The 16,769-nt window shown below is 64.0% G+C and carries 16 protein-coding genes; 12 read left to right on the forward strand and 4 right to left on the reverse strand.

All coding sequences use genetic code 11. The features are described from left to right. Window positions 1-285: 285 nt before the first annotated feature. From IGS60_RS16010 to IGS60_RS16020, 3 genes are all read right to left on the reverse strand, one after another. Window positions 286-441 (reverse strand): hypothetical protein, encoded by a 156-nt coding sequence (locus tag IGS60_RS16010; RefSeq protein ID WP_162995620.1) that lies wholly within the window; start codon window positions 439-441, stop codon window positions 286-288. A 140-nt stretch (window positions 442-581) separates the two neighbouring features. Continuing rightward, entirely contained in the window at window positions 582-767 is a 186-nt protein-coding gene (locus tag IGS60_RS16015) for a hypothetical protein (protein WP_099408630.1), read from the reverse strand. Window positions 768-897: 130 nt separating this feature from the next. After that, a complete protein-coding gene (locus tag IGS60_RS16020) occupies window positions 898-3,423 on the reverse strand; it encodes a sulfite reductase flavoprotein subunit alpha (protein ID WP_230505455.1) in 2,526 nt (841 codons plus the stop codon). Between the two features lie 198 nt (window positions 3,424-3,621). On the opposite strand from IGS60_RS16020, the gene IGS60_RS16025 reads away from it, so the two are divergent. The 3 genes from IGS60_RS16025 to IGS60_RS16035 all read left to right on the forward strand — a co-directional run bounded on the left by IGS60_RS16025 (window position 3,622) and on the right by IGS60_RS16035 (window position 7,028). Continuing rightward, on the forward strand, window positions 3,622-4,722 hold the full coding sequence (locus tag IGS60_RS16025) for a branched-chain amino acid aminotransferase (RefSeq protein ID WP_121669144.1): 1,101 nt from the start codon (window positions 3,622-3,624) through the stop codon (window positions 4,720-4,722). A 70-nt stretch (window positions 4,723-4,792) separates the two neighbouring features. Continuing rightward, entirely contained in the window at window positions 4,793-5,509 is a 717-nt protein-coding gene (locus IGS60_RS16030; RefSeq protein WP_230505456.1) for a hypothetical protein, read from the forward strand. Between the two features lie 106 nt (window positions 5,510-5,615). Then, window positions 5,616-7,028 (forward strand): MFS transporter, encoded by a 1,413-nt coding sequence (locus tag IGS60_RS16035; protein WP_230505459.1) that lies wholly within the window; start codon window positions 5,616-5,618, stop codon window positions 7,026-7,028. A 4-nt stretch (window positions 7,029-7,032) separates the two neighbouring features. Here IGS60_RS16035 and IGS60_RS16040 read toward each other — a convergent pair whose 3' ends face one another. Further along, on the reverse strand, window positions 7,033-8,667 hold the full coding sequence (locus IGS60_RS16040) for an acyl-CoA synthetase (RefSeq protein WP_070310911.1): 1,635 nt from the start codon (window positions 8,665-8,667) through the stop codon (window positions 7,033-7,035). A gap of 145 nt (window positions 8,668-8,812) precedes the next feature. Between IGS60_RS16040 and IGS60_RS16045 the strand changes: the two genes are divergently transcribed. The 9 genes from IGS60_RS16045 (at window position 8,813) to IGS60_RS16085 (ending at window position 16,755) form a co-directional block, all read left to right on the forward strand. After that, window positions 8,813-9,484, forward strand: a complete 672-nt coding sequence (locus tag IGS60_RS16045; protein WP_230505613.1) for a Crp/Fnr family transcriptional regulator — start codon at window positions 8,813-8,815, stop codon at window positions 9,482-9,484. 62 nt (window positions 9,485-9,546) lie between these two features. Beyond that, a complete protein-coding gene (locus tag IGS60_RS16050; protein WP_230505461.1) occupies window positions 9,547-10,140 on the forward strand; it encodes an AraC family transcriptional regulator in 594 nt (197 codons plus the stop codon). 36 nt (window positions 10,141-10,176) lie between these two features. Beyond that, a complete protein-coding gene (locus IGS60_RS16055) occupies window positions 10,177-10,563 on the forward strand; it encodes a DUF2946 domain-containing protein (RefSeq protein WP_230505463.1) in 387 nt (128 codons plus the stop codon). A 62-nt stretch (window positions 10,564-10,625) separates the two neighbouring features. Next, window positions 10,626-11,222: an SCO family protein gene (locus IGS60_RS16060; RefSeq protein WP_070291700.1), complete on the forward strand. Its 597-nt coding sequence runs from the start codon at window positions 10,626-10,628 to the stop codon at window positions 11,220-11,222. Window positions 11,223-11,242: 20 nt separating this feature from the next. Next, window positions 11,243-11,719 carry a copper chaperone PCu(A)C gene (locus tag IGS60_RS16065; RefSeq protein ID WP_230505465.1) on the forward strand — a complete coding sequence of 159 codons (477 nt, stop codon included), beginning with the start codon at window positions 11,243-11,245 and terminating at the stop codon, window positions 11,717-11,719. A 122-nt stretch (window positions 11,720-11,841) separates the two neighbouring features. Next, window positions 11,842-12,504 carry a CerR family C-terminal domain-containing protein gene (locus tag IGS60_RS16070; protein ID WP_230505468.1) on the forward strand — a complete coding sequence of 221 codons (663 nt, stop codon included), beginning with the start codon at window positions 11,842-11,844 and terminating at the stop codon, window positions 12,502-12,504. Further along, a complete protein-coding gene (locus tag IGS60_RS16075) occupies window positions 12,501-13,709 on the forward strand; it encodes a multidrug effflux MFS transporter (RefSeq protein WP_230505470.1) in 1,209 nt (402 codons plus the stop codon). The genes IGS60_RS16070 and IGS60_RS16075 overlap by 4 nt, the downstream gene beginning before the upstream one ends. A 122-nt stretch (window positions 13,710-13,831) precedes the next feature. Beyond that, complete coding sequence (locus tag IGS60_RS16080; RefSeq protein ID WP_230505472.1) at window positions 13,832-15,172, forward strand: DUF3422 family protein; 1,341 nt, start codon at window positions 13,832-13,834, stop codon at window positions 15,170-15,172. Window positions 15,173-15,261: 89 nt separating this feature from the next. Continuing rightward, window positions 15,262-16,755 carry a hypothetical protein gene (locus IGS60_RS16085; RefSeq protein ID WP_230505474.1) on the forward strand — a complete coding sequence of 498 codons (1,494 nt, stop codon included), beginning with the start codon at window positions 15,262-15,264 and terminating at the stop codon, window positions 16,753-16,755. Window positions 16,756-16,769 lie beyond the last annotated feature (14 nt).

Genomic DNA, 16,769 nt, shown 5'->3' on the forward strand with positions numbered 1-16,769 from the left:
TTAAGTCCGTCGCGGCGCGAAGCGGACTGTTCCAGTGTGGACGCAGCGAAGGGCGAAATCCATGATCTGGATCAAAAGTATGGTGAAGAGGGGAAGAGGAAAGCAAGACAAAGACAAATGGACGAAGGGAACAATTCCCCACTCGCAATAAAGCGGTCTTAACGATGCGCCGTGTTACCGAGCGCCGCTGAAAAACGCCGCTGGCAAGGCGTCTTTGACGCAGACAGTACGCTAGTACGGCAAGTCAAAGCAACGCAGCCAGCGACGTTTTCTCAGCCGCGCGTCTTATTGCCGAGGCCAGCGGGCCCACAGAGCTTGCGCATCGACATTCGGCACCTGCAACTGCTGTCCGGCCGACGTCTGCATCGCATCCCTCAGCACGAGGGGCACGAGCATCAGGGCCGACAAGGCAAGGCAGAGCAGCACTTTGAGCGTCAACATGGTCGTCTCCCGGTGTCCCGGCGGCGGCGCGGGGATGCGGCGCCTGCCGGTCACGTCCTATGTACTACCATGCTTGCAGTTTAGTTCATCTGATTGAAACTTCAACTAGTTGCTGTGATGCACTGCACCAGTGACGCCTCTTATTTGGCCTTGCGGCTGCGCCGCGGCTTGCCTGCGGCGGGCAGGAAAGAGTCGAACCACACTTGCGTCAATTGCCGCGTATTTTTCGCCGCTTCGCGCTTGACGGCGGCCGTGGCGTGGCCGCGCGCCGTGTTGGCGACGCGGTTGGCGGCGCTCAGGTACATGCTCATCCAGGGGTTTTTCATGGCTAGCCTCGCAAACAGTGGGTGGGGGCGGCGCGGATATGCCGCCATGCCGCTACTGTAGTCCGATGGCCGGCGCTGACCGTGCGGCGGCCCACATAGCCGGGCGGCGCTGGCAATGTGCTGAGGCAGATCAATACACGTCGCGGCGGTAGCGCCCGGCCGCCAGCAGGGCGTCGAGACCGTCCTGTCCCAGCACTTCTTGCAGTACAGCATCGATTCCCGCCGCCATGCCTTGCAGGCTGCCGCACACGTAGACGATGGCGCCTTGCGCCAGCCAATCGCGCAGCTCGCCGACGTTGGCGCGCAGGCGGTCCTGCACGTATTCGCGTTTGCCGCCCTCGTTGCCGTCGCGCGAAAAGACACGGTCCAGGCGCGCCAGGTGGCCAGCGTCCAGCCAGCCTTGCAACTCTGCGCCGCAGACGCTGTCAACAGCTTGCTGGCGCTCGCCGAACAGTAGCCAGTTACGGGCCAGCCCCGCCCGCTGGCGCGCGCGCAGGTGCGACCGCAGGCCTGCCAGGCCGGAACCATTGCCGATATAAATGCAGGGCACGTCGACCAGGGCGGGCGCGAAGGCGGGATTGGCTTGCAGGCGCAGGCGGATGGGGCTGCCTGTCGGGGCGAAGCGCGTGAGCCAGCCGGAACAGAGACCGTACCCGTCGTTTGTGCCGCCCGCGTGGCGCTCCTGGCGCACCAGCAATTGCAGTTCGCCATCGGATGGCAGCGAAGCGAGCGAATAGCTGCGCGGCGCATGCTGGGCACTTTGCGCGTCGCCCTCGCTGCCATCCGCGTTGCAGGCGATGATTTCCGCCAGCGCGCCCGCTTCCCAGTCAGCATCGGCGGGGCCCGTCAAGGTGATTTCATGCAGTTCGCCGCCCAGGCTGCCCGGGTTCAGCAGCACGCGGCGCGTCAGGCGCCATTCGGCGTACGACGCTTCTTCCTGTACGCCGATGGCGTCGATGGCGCTGCCGCTACAGCTGGCCAGCGCTTGCGACCAGGCGGCCAGGGCGGCGGGGTCATGCTTGTCCACTTCGATCAGCGGGAACATGGGCGTGGCGCCCAGTGCTTGCAATTGTTGCGCCAGCGCATGGCCAAAGCCGCAGAAGGCGCCGTAATGGCGGTCGCCCAGGGCCAGCATGCCGAATTCCAGGCCCGCCAGCGGCGTGCCCGCCGTTTGTTGCAGCAGGCGCGCGAAGCGGCGCGTGCGGTCCGGCGCCTCGCCTTCGCCAAAGGTGCTGGCGACGATCAGGGCCCGTTCGTACTGGCGCAATTGCGCGGGATCGAAACGGTCCAGCGACTGCACGTCGACGGCCACGCCGGCCTGCTGCAAGGCGCGCGCGCTTTCCAGGGCCAGGCGCTCGGCCTGTCCCGACTGGCTGGCGTAGGCCACCAGGGTCGGTAAACCTGTGTCCGTCTTGCCCGGCGCGCCGGCGCCCAGCAGCGCGCGCTGCGCTTGCACAGCCCGCTTGGCCTTGCGGCGGCCCAGGTACAGCATCCAGCCCGTGATGGCGAACAGGGGCAGGCCCAGGCTGGCCAGGGTGACGATGATGCGGCCGGGCAAGCCGAAATACGTGCCCATGTGCAGCGGATAAATGATGTTGACGAGGCGCTGCCCCAGCGCCTGCTGGCTGTACGGTTCGTTTTCCGTGACCGTGCCGTCGGCCGGCGCAATACTCATGCGGCTGCGCGCCCGTTCGTGCGGCGCATCGCCGGCCAGCCACGTGAATTGCACGGCTTCGCCGGGGCGCACGGGCAGACGCACCGTGGCCAGGGTCCAGCCGGGGGCATGCTGCTGGAAAACGCTCCAGGCCAGGCCGATGTCGGCGACAGGCGATGGCTCCTGCGGCACCCCTTTCTTGCCGGGCGCCTGCGCCGTGCGCGGGGGCTTGCCGGCCCAGGCGTCGATATTGTCGCGCACCACATCATAGCTCCAGTAGATGCCCGTCAGGGTCAGCGCCACATAGACGACCAGGCACCAGGTGCCGGCCACGGCGTGCAGATTCCACAAAAAGGAGCGGCCTTTTAATGCAGGGTCGAAGGTCAGCCAGGTGCGCCAGTCCAGCGGACGGCGGGGCCAGCGCAGGTACAGGCCGGACAGTGCCAGGCCCAGCAGGCACAGGGCCAGCGCGCCCGCCACTTGCCGGCCCGGATCGCGCGGCAGCAGCAGCCAGCGGTGCAAGGATTCCGTCCATTCGAAAAATGCCGCGCCCGCCAGCGCGGGCTGGGTCGCGCCCGTGTACGGGTGCAGATAAACGGACTCGCCGCGCCGCTGGCCGTTCTTTGGCGCGAAAAACAGGCGTGGCGCCGCGCCCGCCTGCGCATACATGGTGACCGATGCCACGCGCTGGCCGTGTTCGGCTGCGGCAATGCTGCTCAGTTGGGCCGGCGTCAGCGGTGCGCGCGTTTCCACGGGGACATGGCGCACGCCGGGGTTCATAACGTCGAGCAATTCATCCTTGAAGGCCAGGGTGGCGCCGCTCAGGCCGATGATCACCAGCACCGTGCCGGCCGTGATGCCGATAAACCAGTGCAATTGAAACCATACCTGCTTCCAATTCCAGTGCCAGCGCCGTTGTTGTGGGACGGCAAGCTGACGAGTCTGCGTCGCATCGTCGGCGCCGGCGCGCGGCAGGGGGTGTGGAAGGGAGGAGGTCGTCATGAAGCGGCTTTCGATAGCGCCGCCATGCGGGGCGTCAGGCATGGCGGGGAAGAAGGAGGATTGACATAGTAACGCAAACGAGAATCATTCGCAAATGATGGCTCCCTGTTGTCGCGGGGCGGTGGCCATTCTCGTTTGCCTGATCGGGCGCTGGAGGCGCTACAATAGGGATACTGTTCACTAGTTCCCATTGCTGCCATGACCACTTCCACACCGAATCTCGTCGTCACCCCATCCGCCCACCCCCTGTCCGATGCCGAGCGCGCCGCGCGCATGGTCAATCCCGCTTTCGGCCGCATCTTCACGGATCACATGGTGGTGATTCCTTACCGCGACGGCAAGTGGCAGCAGGGCGAACTGAAGGCCTACGGCCCTTTGACGCTGGACCCGTCCGCCTCGTCGCTGCACTACGGCCAGGCCATCTTTGAAGGTTATAAGGCGTTTGCCCAGCCCGATGGCAGCATCAAGACTTTCCGCCCGGAACAAAATGCCGAGCGCTTCAACCGCAGCGCCGCGCGCCTGGCCATGCCGGCCATTCCCGTCGAGCTGTTCCTGGAAGCGGGCGATGCGCTGATCGCGCAAGACCGTAACTGGGTGCCGAAGAACACGGGCGAGAGCCTGTACATGCGTCCGCTGATGATCGCCACCGACCCCTACCTGGGCGTGCGTCCATCGGAAGAATACCTGTTCGTGCTGTTCGCCTCGCCGGCCGGCGCCTACTTCCCGAAAGGCGTGAAACCCGTCACCGTGTGGATCAGCGAAGACTTCGTGCGCGCCGCGCCGGGCGGCACGGGCGAAGCCAAGTGCGCGGGCAATTACGCGGCCAGCCTGATGGCCCAGTCGCAAGCGCAAGAAAAGGGCTGCGACCAGGTCGTGTGGCTCGACGCCGTGCACCGCGAGTTCATCGAGGAAATGGGCGGCATGAATCTGTTCTTCGTCTACAAGGATGGAGAGAAAGTCACCGTCGTGACGCCGGAATTGACGGGCACCTTGTTGCCAGGCATCACCCGCCGCAGCCTGCTGGAAATGGCGAAAGACCTCGGCTATGCGACGGAAGAGCGTAAATTGTCCGTCCAGCAATGGCGCGACGACATCGCCTCGGGCCGCATGACCGAAGTGTTCGCCTGCGGCACGGCAGCCGTCATCACGCCCGTGGGCGTGGCCAAGGCCAATGGCTTTGAAATGACCATCAACAACAATGAAAACGGCGCCGTCACCCTGGCCCTGCGCGAAGCGCTGCTGGGCTTGCAGCATGGCACGGCACCGGATACGCACGGCTGGATGCATACCGTCTGCTAAGTTGATGGTGTAATTTCACTACCGCGCCGGCACCCAGTTGCCGGCGTTTTTATATCTTGAAGGAAATACGATGAAAATTCGCTCTATCCTGCCTGCCTTGGCCGCCGTTTTCCTCAGCCTGTCCGCCGGTGCCGCGTACTCAGCCGACGCCACGTGCGCCATTCCGCGCAACGTCAGTTATTACGACTACGACGTCAAGCCGTCGGACGAGAAAAACACCTGCTACAAGCAAAGCACGAACGTGCCCACCGATTACTTCATGCTGGCGCTGTCGTGGTCGCCAGGCTTTTGCGACAGCCAGCGCCGCCGCGGCGCAGTGTCGAAGAAGGCCGCCTTCCAGTGCGCCGAGAGCAACCACTTCGGCTGGATCCTGCATGGCTTGTGGGCACAGTCGAATAACCCGGGCACGTGCGAAGACATTTCCGTGACGCCGCCGCGCAAGACGGAGATGCATCCGCGTTATTGCAAGGGCAATTTGCCGAAGCTGGCGCCGTCGGACATCCTGCCGTACATGTGCATGCAGCCCGGCGAAGCCTTGCTGCAGGGTGAATGGGAAAAGCATGGCGCCTGCGATTTCGATACGGCCAAGCAGTATTTCGAGAAGGAACGCGAACTGTTCCAGGCCTTGAAGTTGCCGGATTCCACCATGCCGAAAAACGCGCTGTTCCAGTGGATGAAGCAGCACAACCCGCAGCTGAAAGGCCGCTGGCTCGGCTATGAAAAGCACTCGGGCGAGTTGCGCATCTGTTATTCGAAAGATTTTAAAGTGATCGACTGCCAGAAGTGATGTAGGGTGAAATCGGCGGGCCTGCCCGGCAGAGTCCATCCATCCATGCTAGTGTCTTGCCTGCGGCACCGTATGCCGCCCCGGACGGGCTAGACGAACAGGCAACATGATGAAGCAGAAAAACAAGGCGCAGCCTTTCCTCGTGGGCGAGGACGGCTTGCCGCCCGGCGCCCGTTTATGGGCCATGCTGGCGCTGGCCATCGGCGTGGGCATGGCCTCGCTCGACACGGCGATCGCCAACACGGCCTTGCCGGCCATCGCCAGCGAGCTGCACACGACACCGGCCGCCTCCGTCTGGATCGTGAATGTGTACCAGCTGGCCATGGTGGCGACCTTGCTGCCGTTTTCCGCCCTTGGCGAAATCGCCGGCTACCGGCGGGTGTTTATCTCCGGCATGTTCCTGTTTACTTTGGCGTCGCTCGCCTGCGCGCTGGCCTGGTCCTTGCCCTCGCTGGTGGTGGCGCGCCTGTTCCAGGGCGTCGGCGCCAGTGCCATGATGAGCGTCAACACGGCGCTGCTGCGCGCCCTGTACCCCAAGCATTTGCTGGGCCGCGCGTTCGGCAACAATGCGCTGGTGGTGGCCGTCGCGTTCGCCATCGGGCCCACGGCCGCCTCGCTGATCCTGGCGACGGCGTCGTGGCCATGGCTGTTCGCCATCAACGTGCCGCTGGGCGTGGCCGGCTTTTTCCTGGCCAGCCGCATGCTGCCGGCGACAAAACTGTCTGGCCACACGCTCGATGCGCGCACGGCGCTGTACAACGTGGGCGCCTTCGGCTTGCTCATCTTGCTGTTCGGCGATGCGGCCCATCACGCGTCCAGCGCCGTCCTGCTGGCGGAACTGGTGGCCGTGGTGGTCTTTTTTATGTTGCTGCTGCGCCGCCAGGCCGGGCATGCGGCGCCCATGCTGCCGATCGACCTGTTCCGCCGCCCCCTGTTCTTGCTGTCGTCGCTGACGGCCATCTGCACGTTTGCCGCGCAGGGGCTGGCGTTCGTCTCGCTGCCATTCTATTTTGAAGTGACCCTGGGCCGCTCTCCCGTCGAGACGGGATTTTTGATGACGCCGTGGGCCGTGCTGGTGGCCGTGATGGCGCCTTTGGCCGGGCGCCTGAGCGACCGCTATTCGCCGGGGGTGCTGGGCGGCATCGGCCTGGCGGCGCTGGCGGGCGGCTTGCTGACACTGGTGTGGATACCGGCGCATCCGAGTGCGTTCGACATCGGCTGGCGCATGGCCTTGTGCGGCATCGGTTTCGGCTTTTTCCAGGCGCCCAATCTGAAAGCCATCATGGGCAGCGCGCCGCCCGAGCGGGCCGGCGGCGCCAGCGGCGTGGTGGCCACGTCGCGCCTGATCGGCCAGGCCACGGGCGCGGCGCTGGTCGCGTATTGTTTTACCGTTTCCGCCAGCCGGGGCACGACGTATGCGCTGTGCCTGGCGGCAGGATTTGCCGCCGTGGCCAGCATCGCCAGCTTTGCGCGCCTGGCGGTGGCGCAGCCGGCGTGGCTGGCTGGCAAGGACAATTAAGCGTCTAGACGTCGATGGCCTTGTCCGAATGCATGCGCTTGCGCAATTCGAACTTCTGGATCTTGCCCGTCGATGTGCGGGGCAGGGGGCCGAAATAAATGGCTTTCGGCACCTTGAAGCCCGCCAGGTTGTTCTTGCAGAAGGCGATCAATTCCGCTTCCGTCACCGTCGCCCCTTCGCGCAGTTCGACGAAGGCGCACGGCGTTTCGCCCCATTTCTCGTCGGGCTGGGCGATGACGGCGGCGGCCAGCACTTGCGGGTGGTGGTACAGCGCATCTTCCACTTCCACGCTGGAAATGTTCTCTCCGCCCGAGATGATGATGTCCTTGCTGCGGTCCTTCAGCTTGATGTAGCCGTCCGGATACATCACGCCGAGGTCGCCCGTGTGGAACCAGCCGCCCGCGAACGCTTCCTGCGTCGCCTTTTCATTCTTTAAATAACCCTTCATGCAGATGTTGCCACGGAACATGATCTCGCCAATCTGTTCGCCATCGGCCGCCACCGGTTCCATGGTTTCCGGGTCCAGCACGGCCACGGCGCTTTGCAAGTGGTAGCGCACTCCCTGGCGCGATTTCAATACGGCCCGCTCTTCCTGGCTCAAGGCCGCCCACTCGTCCTGCTCGGCGCAGATGGCGGCGGGGCCGTACACTTCCGTCAAGCCATACGAATGGATCAAGTCAAAGCCCATGGCTTCGATCTTCGCCACCATGGCCGCCGGCGGCGGCGCGCCGGCCACCATGCCGCGCACGGTCCAGTCGATTCCTTCGCGCCAGTTGGCGGGCGCGTTGGCCAGCGCCGCATGCACGATGGGCGCCGCGCAATAGTGGGTGATGCGCAATTCGCGCATCAGGTCGAACACGAGCTTCGGTTCGAACTTGCGCAGGCACACGTTCACGCCCGCGCGCGCGGCCACGGTCCACGGAAAGCACCAGCCATTGCAGTGGAACATCGGCAAGGTCCACAGGTAGACGGCATGCTTGGGCATGTCCCATTCCAGGATGTTCGACAGGGCATTCAAGGCCGCGCCACGGTGATGGTAGACGACGCCTTTCGGGTCGCCCGTGGTGCCGGACGTGTAGTTCAATGCGATGGCGTCCCATTCATCGGCCGGCGGCTGCCAGTCGTAATCGGGGTCGCCGCTGGCCAGCAAGGCTTCATAGTCGAGGTCGGAAAACGCATCCACTTCCGGTCCCAGCACGTCGTTGACCTGGATCACGCGCAAGCCGGGAATCTGCGCTGCCATCTGGCGCGCCAGCTCGGCAAATTCCGTGTCGGCCAGCAAGACTTTCGCCTGGCCGTGGCGCAGCATGAAGGTCAAGGAGGCCAGGTCGAGGCGGATATTGAGCGCATTGAGGACGGCGCCGGCCATGGGAACGCCAAAGCTCGCTTCCACCATGGCGGGCGTGTTCGGCAGCATCACGGCGACCGTATCGCCCGTGCCCACGCCCAGCTTGATCAGGCCGGAGGCGAGGCGGCGCGTGCGCGCATACGTTTCGCGCCATGTCTGGCGCAGGCTGCCATGTGCAATTGCCAGGCGATTGCCATATACTGCGGCTGCCCTGGCGATATAGTCGAGCGGGGTGAGGGCCGCGTAGTTGGCGCTGTTTTTGCCGAGGCCGGTGTTGAAATCAGCAGTCATGCTTGTCTCCTGTTAAATAAAATTCTGTAGCTCCCTGTTTCGGGATTGATACCGGTTAGCATAGCACCGGCGCTGGAAAATCACTGTCATCTTAGTGACAGGTCTGAAGGATGGAATGGATAGCAACGATAGTGTAGAACTTGCAATGCCGGAACTCGACAGCCACGACTGGTTCGCGGCCCTCGATGCGCGGCATCAGACCCTGTTGCGCGCCGGCAGCGTGCTCCGGCATTTCGAGGCGGGCGCCTTCATCACGCGGCGCGGCGAACCGTCGGCGCACTGGATCGGCGTACACACGGGCTTGATCAAGCTGGCCGTCTACAATGCCGATGGGCGCGGCGCCACGTTTTCCGGCGTGCCGGCCGGCGGCTGGAGCGGCGAGGGCAGCGTGCTCAAGCGCGAACTGCGCCGCTACGACGTGGTGGCCGTGCGCGCATCGAGCATCATCCTCGTGCCCGTGGATCTGTTTCATCTGCTGCTGGCCGAGAGCCTCTCCTTCAATGCCTTCGTCATCCGCCAGCTGAACGAGCGCATGGGGCAATTCATCGCCACCATCCAGAACCAGCGCCTGCTGGCCGTCGACGCGCAGGTGGCGCAAGCGATCGCGCAACTGTTCCACCCCATGTTATACCCGCGCACCTCCAGCGTGCTTGAGCTGTCGCAGGAAGAAATCGGCTTGCTGACCGGCATTTCGCGCCAGCGCGTGAACCAGGCGCTGGGCCATCTGGCCGAACTCAAGCTGATCAGCATCGCCTACCAGTCGATCCGCGTCGTGGACCTCGATGGCTTGCGCCGTTATGGCGTAGCGTCGCTGTGATGACAGACTGCTTGCGCGATGTATGGCATGCTGGCGGCTGGCTTATGAGATTGAATTGACGCATGGCACTCGTTTCCGATCATCCTCTGCACTTGCTGGGCTTGCGCTTTCCGCTCCGGCTGCGCGTCACCGTGCGCCAGGGTTTTGTCACCTTGCATAATGAAATCGCCACCAAGAAACTGGCCAGCGGCGACAGCTTCGTCGTGCCCGCGTTCTTGCGCTTCGCCTGCGACGTGATGCCGGGGCGGGGCAAGCCTGCCGTGTTCACCTTGGCGCTGGAAGGCGATGAAGCCGATGGCGGCCACGGCGGCGGCAAGCGCTGGAGCCAGGCGCTGGCGCAGCATATCTTTGATACGCCGCAAGGCAAATGGACGGCGGCGCGCCTGGCGGCCCTGTGGCAAGTGACGCCGCACAAGGCGCGTGCCCGCCTGTTTGCCGAGGGCGAGGCATTGCTCAGCCTGGTACGCGAACAGCGTCTGGCGCACGCGCTGCACACGGCGGCGCAAGCGGGCGCCGATGGGGAAGACGGCGAGCGCGACCTGGCGCAAGTGGCGGCCGGCTCTGGCTTTGCCTCGATCCCCGCATTTTGCGATGCCTGCGTGGACGTGGCGGGCGTGCGTCCCAGCCTGTTCCTGCGGGGACAGGCGCCCGGATAGCCAGACTCCGTTATAATCGGGGCCATGGGATCTTTATTGAAACGCAAACAGTGGCATATGTGGTTCGCCTGCCTGGCGATACTGCTCAATGCGCTGTCGCCGTCCCTGTCGTATGCGTTTGCCTCGTTGCACGCGAACGCGAACAATGCCGCCGTCGAAATCTGTTCGGCCAGCGGCGCCGTCTATACGCAGGCGGACCTGGCGCCAGCCGCCAGATCCACCACCGATTCCGTGCTGCACCACATCGAGCATTGCCCGTTCTGCATGAGCCACGCGGGCAGCGTGGGTTTGCCGCCGTCCTCATCCTCGCCGCTGGCCGTCATCACGGGCCACGATCACTATCCGCCATTGTTTTACCAGGCGCCCAAAGCGCCGTTCGCGTGGCTGGCCGCCAGTCCGCGCGGTCCGCCTTCGGCTGCCTGAACGCAGCAGTCATACCTTCCACGTCTTAACCGTCTCCACTACGCCCATCGGGCCAGAATGCCATGAAACGTCGTCTTTTCCTTCTCGCCGGCACGGCGGGATTGCTCACGCTTGCCGCTTGCGAACAAGCGCCGAAACCCCATTACAACGGCCTCGACCTGACGGGAGGCGATTACAAACCCGACTTCAAGTTGAGCGGCCCCGACGGCAAGGTCTACACCCTGGCCGATTTCAAGGGCAAGTATGTGATGGTCTTCTTTGGCTTCACGCAATGCCCGGACGTGTGCCCGACAGCCCTGTCGCGCGCGCTGGAAATCCGCCAGAAACTGGGCGCCGATGGCGATAAACTGCAAGTGATCTTCATCAGCATCGATCCCGAGCGTGACACGCCCGAGTTGCTGGGCGAGTACATGCGCGCCTTCGACCCCAGTTTCCTGGGCTTGCGCACGGACCCGAAGGACACGGCGCAGACGGCCTTCAACTACAAGGTCTTCTACCGCCGCGTGCCGAGCGGCAGTTCGTACACGATGGACCACACGGCCATCAGCTACGTGCTCGACACCGAGGGGCGCATGCGCCTGGGCCTGAAGCACCAGTTGACGGGCGATGAGTGCGTGCAGGACATCAAGACCCTGATGAAATCGAAATACACCTTGTAACTATCACGAAAGGAATAATCATGACCCATCTGAAAACCCTGCTGGCCACGGCCCTGACCGTGCTGTCCTTCTCCGCCGCTGCACAGACGTCCGTGCAGATTAGCGACCCGTGGGTGCGCGCCACCGTGCCGCAGCAAAAAGCCACGGGCGCCTTCATGCAGATCACGGCGCCAAAAGCCATGCGGCTGCTGGAAGTGCGCTCGCCCGTGGCGGGCGTGGCGGAAATCCATGAAATGAGCATGGCGGACAATATGATGCGCATGCGCCAGGTCAAGGAAATCGCCTTGCCAGCCGGTAAAGCCGTCGAACTGAAGCCGGGCGGCTACCACGTGATGCTGCTGGACCTGAAAGGGCAGGTGAAGGCGGGCGACAAGATCCCGCTGACCCTGGTCGTCGAAGGCGAGGACAAGCGCCGCCAAACGATCGAAGTCAATGCCGTGGCCCGTCCGCTGGGCGCCACCTCGACGTCAGCTGCGATGCCGGCGATGAAACACTAAGCCTGCCGCTGTCCCTTGAAAAGCCCGGTACGCCGGGCTTTTTTGCGTCCATCTGAAAGTTAAACGGTTGTTTGATATAATTCCGCACAATATTAAACAGCTGTTTAAATGATGGGAATGGCATGGCGGAAGAGAAAGAAAACGAACCGGCGCGCGCGCGCATCCTGCAGGCGGCGGTGGAGCTGTTTGCCGACGACGGTTACAAGCTCGCGTCCGTGCGCAGGATATGCGAGGCGGCCCACGTCAACGTGGCGATGGTCAATTATTATTTTCATGGCAAGGAAGAGCTGTATCTGGCCGCCTTCGACCATGCACGCGAACTGGCGCGCGCCTCGGCTGCTGACGTGGCCGCCGCCAGCGCGCAGGCGCAGTTGCCGCCCGTGGAACAGTTGCGCCTGGCAATCGAAGCGCTCGTGTCCGACATGCTGCGCCCGGGGCCGGCGTCCTTGTTCAGCCGGCTGGTGGCGCGCGAGCTGATCGAGCCGACGGCGGCCATCCACAAGCTGGCCGAGCGCAATGTGCGCCCGCAGCACGCCCTGTTTACGGGCTTGATCCGTGGCGTGGTGGGACCGGCCATGCCGGACGACGTGGTGCAGAAATGCGTGTTCAGCGTGATTGGCCAGGTGGTGTTCTATGCCCGTTCGCGCATCGTGCATGAACTGGTGGTGCCGGAGATCACCTATGACGAGGCGGGTATTGCCGATATCGCCCGTCATATTGCCGCCTTCTCGCTGGCGGCCCTCGACGGCTTGCGCCGTCAATATGCTGTGCAGGCGGGCGCATGAAGGCGCGCAACCTGACCCTGGTGCTGGCCGGGCTGGCCATGCTGGGCCCGTTCGCCACCGATACCTTCCTGCCGTCGTTTCCCGCGATCGGCACGCATTTCGACGTCAGCAGCGTGCTGGTGCAGCAGACCCTGAGCGTCTACCTGGCCGCGTATGCCTTCATGACCTTGTTCTACGGCACCTTGTCCGACTCGTTCGGCCGCCGTCCCGTGATCCTGGCATCCTTGCTGATCTTTGCCGTGGGTTCCATCGGCGCCGCCTTCGCCCCCAGCTTTGGCTGGCTGCTGTTCTTCCGCGGCATGCAGGGCGCCTCGGCCGGCGCGGGCAGGGTGATCGGCCAAGCCATCGTGCGCGACAGTCTAGCTGGCGCGGCCGCGCAAAAGATGCTGGCCAATATCATGATGGTGTTCGGCATCGCGCCCGCCATCGCCCCCATCATCGGCGGCTGGCTGCACGTGGCCTACGGCTGGCAATCGACGTTCGTGTTCACCTTTTCCGTCACCGTGCTGCTGGCGCTCGCCTGCCTGAAAGGCTTGCCGGAAAGTTTAGCTGTCGAGCAACGTCAGCCTTTCCATCCAGGCAACATCGCGCGCAATTACTGGCTGGCCTTGCGCCACCGGGCATTCCTCTTGCGTTCGCTGGCCGTGGCCTTCGCCTTTGGCGGCTTTGCCCTGTACATCGCCTCGGCCCCGCATTTTATTTTGGAGTTGCTACATCTGCCGGAAACGGCGTTTGGCTGGATGTTCATCCCCATGGTGGCGGGACTGGTGCTGGGCTCGGCGCTGTCGGGCAAGCTGGCCCACGTGGTGAAAAGCACCGTGCTGGTGCGCTGGGGCTTGCTGGCCATGGCGGTCACGGGGGCGATCAATATTGCTTACAACCATTGGTTTGCGGCCAGCACCCCGTTCGCCGTCGTGCCCGTGATGCTGTACGCGTTCGGCATGTCGCTGGCCTTGCCGGGCATGACCATGTCGACGCTCGATATCTTCCCGCAGATGCGGGGCCTGGCCGCCTCCCTGCAAAACTTCGTGCAAATGCTGGTGTTTGCGCTGGTGTCCGGTTTTGTCGCACCGTTGCTGTTCGACAGCGCATTCAAACTGGCGCTGGGACAGGCTTCGGCCGTCGTGCTGGCCGCCGCATTCTGGTGGCTGGGCAGCCGGCAAGGGGCGGGGCAGGGCGTGGCAGGGGTTGTTAAAACAATATGACGGGCCCAGGAAAAGGATGGCATGCATTCTGCTTTGTTACACTGTGACAATCAGACCCCCGCTGCGGACAGCACAGCACGCGCGCGGGTCTAAGCAGTTTTGCAACTTTACCTTTGGCTATCATGCACTTGATTAACTCCAGTTTGAACCACGCCTTGCGCGTGCCGCTGGCTGCGGAAATCCACTCGCGGCCGTTCTTGCAGCTCGACGCCCCCGAGCTGATCACCCATCTGGCCGTCTACAAGGATGACAGCGCGGCGCCCGGTGCGTCGAATATGGCGGCCCAGCACGCTACCCTGGCGGCCCTGTGTACGCATTTCGGCGTCACGCCGCCCGCTGCCGAAGCCAAGTATTTTTATTACGACTTTGGCCGCTTCCGCCTGAAATGGGAATGCCACACGGAATTTGCCACGTTTACCTTCGCCGAACATCTTGGTACCGCCTTGCCCCTGGAGCAGGCGTTCGAGCGCATGCCCCTGGAACAGTTGCCGCAACAATGGCTGGTGGGCTTGAAGGGCAAGCTGATGGTGGCCGCCCACGTGGTGCTCGAGCAGGCAACAGAGCCGGCCGAGATCTTCATGCAAGGCTTGTCGCGCGTGTTCGAGGGCAATACCCTGGCCGGCAGCAAGGTGCTGCAGGGCGGCGAATTGTGGACGGATTTCACCATCCAGTCCGACGGCTTCAGCCGTTTCGTCATCCGCGACGCGGGCATGCGCTCGCAGCAGTCGGGCCGATTGGTGCAGCGCGTGCTGGAAATCGAAACCTACCGCATGATGGCTTTACTGGGCTTGCCCTACGCCATGCAGGCGGCGCCATCGCTCAATGCCATCGAGAACGAACTGGCCACCCTGGCCGCCGCCATGGTCGATACGGACGATGCCCCGGGAGCCGGCGACGAGGGCGTCTCCGAGCAAGGATTGCTCGACCGCATCACGCGCCTGGCGGCCCGCATTGAAAAGCTGTCGCTCGACAATAGCTACCGTTTTTCCGCCTCGAAAGCCTACATGGGCCTCGTCAAGGCGCGCATCGACGAGTTGCGCGAAGTGCGCATCGAGGGCATCCCCACTGTCGAGGAATTCATGGACCGCCGTTTGACGCCCGCCATGAATACGTGCGAAGCGATGTCCAGCCGCCAGGAAGCGATGGCGCAGCGCATTGCCAACACCAACGACTTGCTGCGCACGCGCGTGGGCATCGTGCAGGAATTGCAAAACCGGCAAATCCTGCAATCGATGAACGCCCGCGCGGCCCAGCAACTGCGCTTGCAGCAAGCGGTGGAGGGCTTGTCCGTGGCCGCCATCTCGTATTACGTGATCGGCCTGTTCAGCTATACGGGCAAGGCGGCCAAGGTGATGGGGCTGCCCGTGAATCCGGAAATCCTCGTCGGCGCCCTGGTGCCGTTCGTGGCGGCGGCCGTCTGGCTGGGCTTGCGGCGCATGCACCACAAGCTGCACGCGGATTGACCAGGGCAGGCACTCAGGCGGTGCGTACGCCGCGCGCCGCCAATCTTTGCTATCGTGCTGGCCTCATTGTTTGCTACAAGGAAATCAGCGTGCTTGCCAAGGTTGGAGATATCTACAGTGTGTTTTCGCACAGGCTGCAGCAGTATGTGGCTTGCCAGGTCACGGCCATCGACGATGCCGCGTCCGGCAGCGCCCCGCTGGCCGCCATTTTGCAGCTGGACTGGACGGGCGACACCTTGCCCGATGCGCACGCCGTGCAGGCGATGCGCCCCCTGGTGTGCGATTACTATTTCTGGAACAAGCGCCACGACCACAGCTTTGCCAGCGCGACGGTGCCGCGCCACTACAGCCTGGTGGCCAATGTCGCGCCGCTGGTCGAGACGGCAGTGAAAAGCTACAGCGGCGGCTGGCACATGGGCGACAGCGTGTACCGCCAGCGCCGCTGGGAGCAGGTCGACCCTGCCCGGCGCCAGCGCTTCAAGGCGGCATCGAGCGAGGAAGTGATGGTCGGCGGCCAGGCCGTGCGCCAGAAGACGAGCCGCATCGGCGACGACATTCTGCAGGCGATCAGCGACCTGTCCGAACTGGACCAGCTGCCTTGCCTGACGACCATCGAGACGCGCCACGGCAGCGCGGCGCTGGCCGCCTACATCAACGGCAACCCCATCATCAACGAAGTGCACTGGCAATCCTCGACGGAGAGCGAACTCGACTTGCGCAACAGCAATGTCAGCCGTCTCGTCGTGCATGGCGCAGGCTTGCGCTCGCTGCGCCTGAACGAGGGTTTGAGCACCCTGATACTGAATGGCGCGCCGTCGTCCGCGCTGCGCATCGACGACCCGCATGCAGGGCGCTTCCTGCGCCTGCAGTGTTCCGGCGCCCTGACGCCATTCCACGGCCTCGACCAGCTGGCGCGCCTGTCGCTGAGCGCCATGCCGGCCGTGGATTTCGACATGGTGGCGCAGCGTTTCCCCTTGCTGACGGACCTGACCGTGTGGGGCAAGCCGGGGCTGGCGTCAAACGTGGCCAGCATCGCCAGACTGGACCGTTTGCGCTCCTTCACCGCGTATGAACTGTTCGGCTACGGTGCCGACGACTTCCCCGTGCCGGCGCAGTTGCCGGCCTTGTCCAGCCTGTGCCTGACCAGCCTGCCGGCCGACGCCGCCAAGGCCATCAAGGCCAGTTATAAAAAGGCGGCGGTGCTGGGTCTGGACCTGTCGGTGACGCGGCCGCGCAAGCCGGAATGGCTGGCGGAAAACCTGGACAATCCGTTCCGCGACTGGGATGGCCGCGCGCACATTGCGGCGGCGTATGCCAAAAAAGCCGCGCAGGCGTATAAAAAGCTGCTGGCCACGGCGCGCACGCTCGACGGCGCGAACGATGCCGGGACGGCGCAAGCCGTGGCGCAGGAGATGGTCACCGCCTATGTCGGCGTGTTCAACCAGATCGAGCGGCGTTCCAGCGTAATCGAAACGGTGGAGCGCGATGAAATCTATGTGGCGCTGGAGCAGGTGCTGGCGCAAGTGCCGCTGCCGGATGTGGCGGCGCTGTATGCCTTGTTTGACCGCTTGCGCGATTTTTAGTCAGACATGCGCTA

This window comes from Janthinobacterium sp. FW305-128 (genome assembly GCF_020858135.1).
Classification (GTDB): Bacteria; Pseudomonadota; Gammaproteobacteria; order Burkholderiales; family Burkholderiaceae_D; genus Janthinobacterium.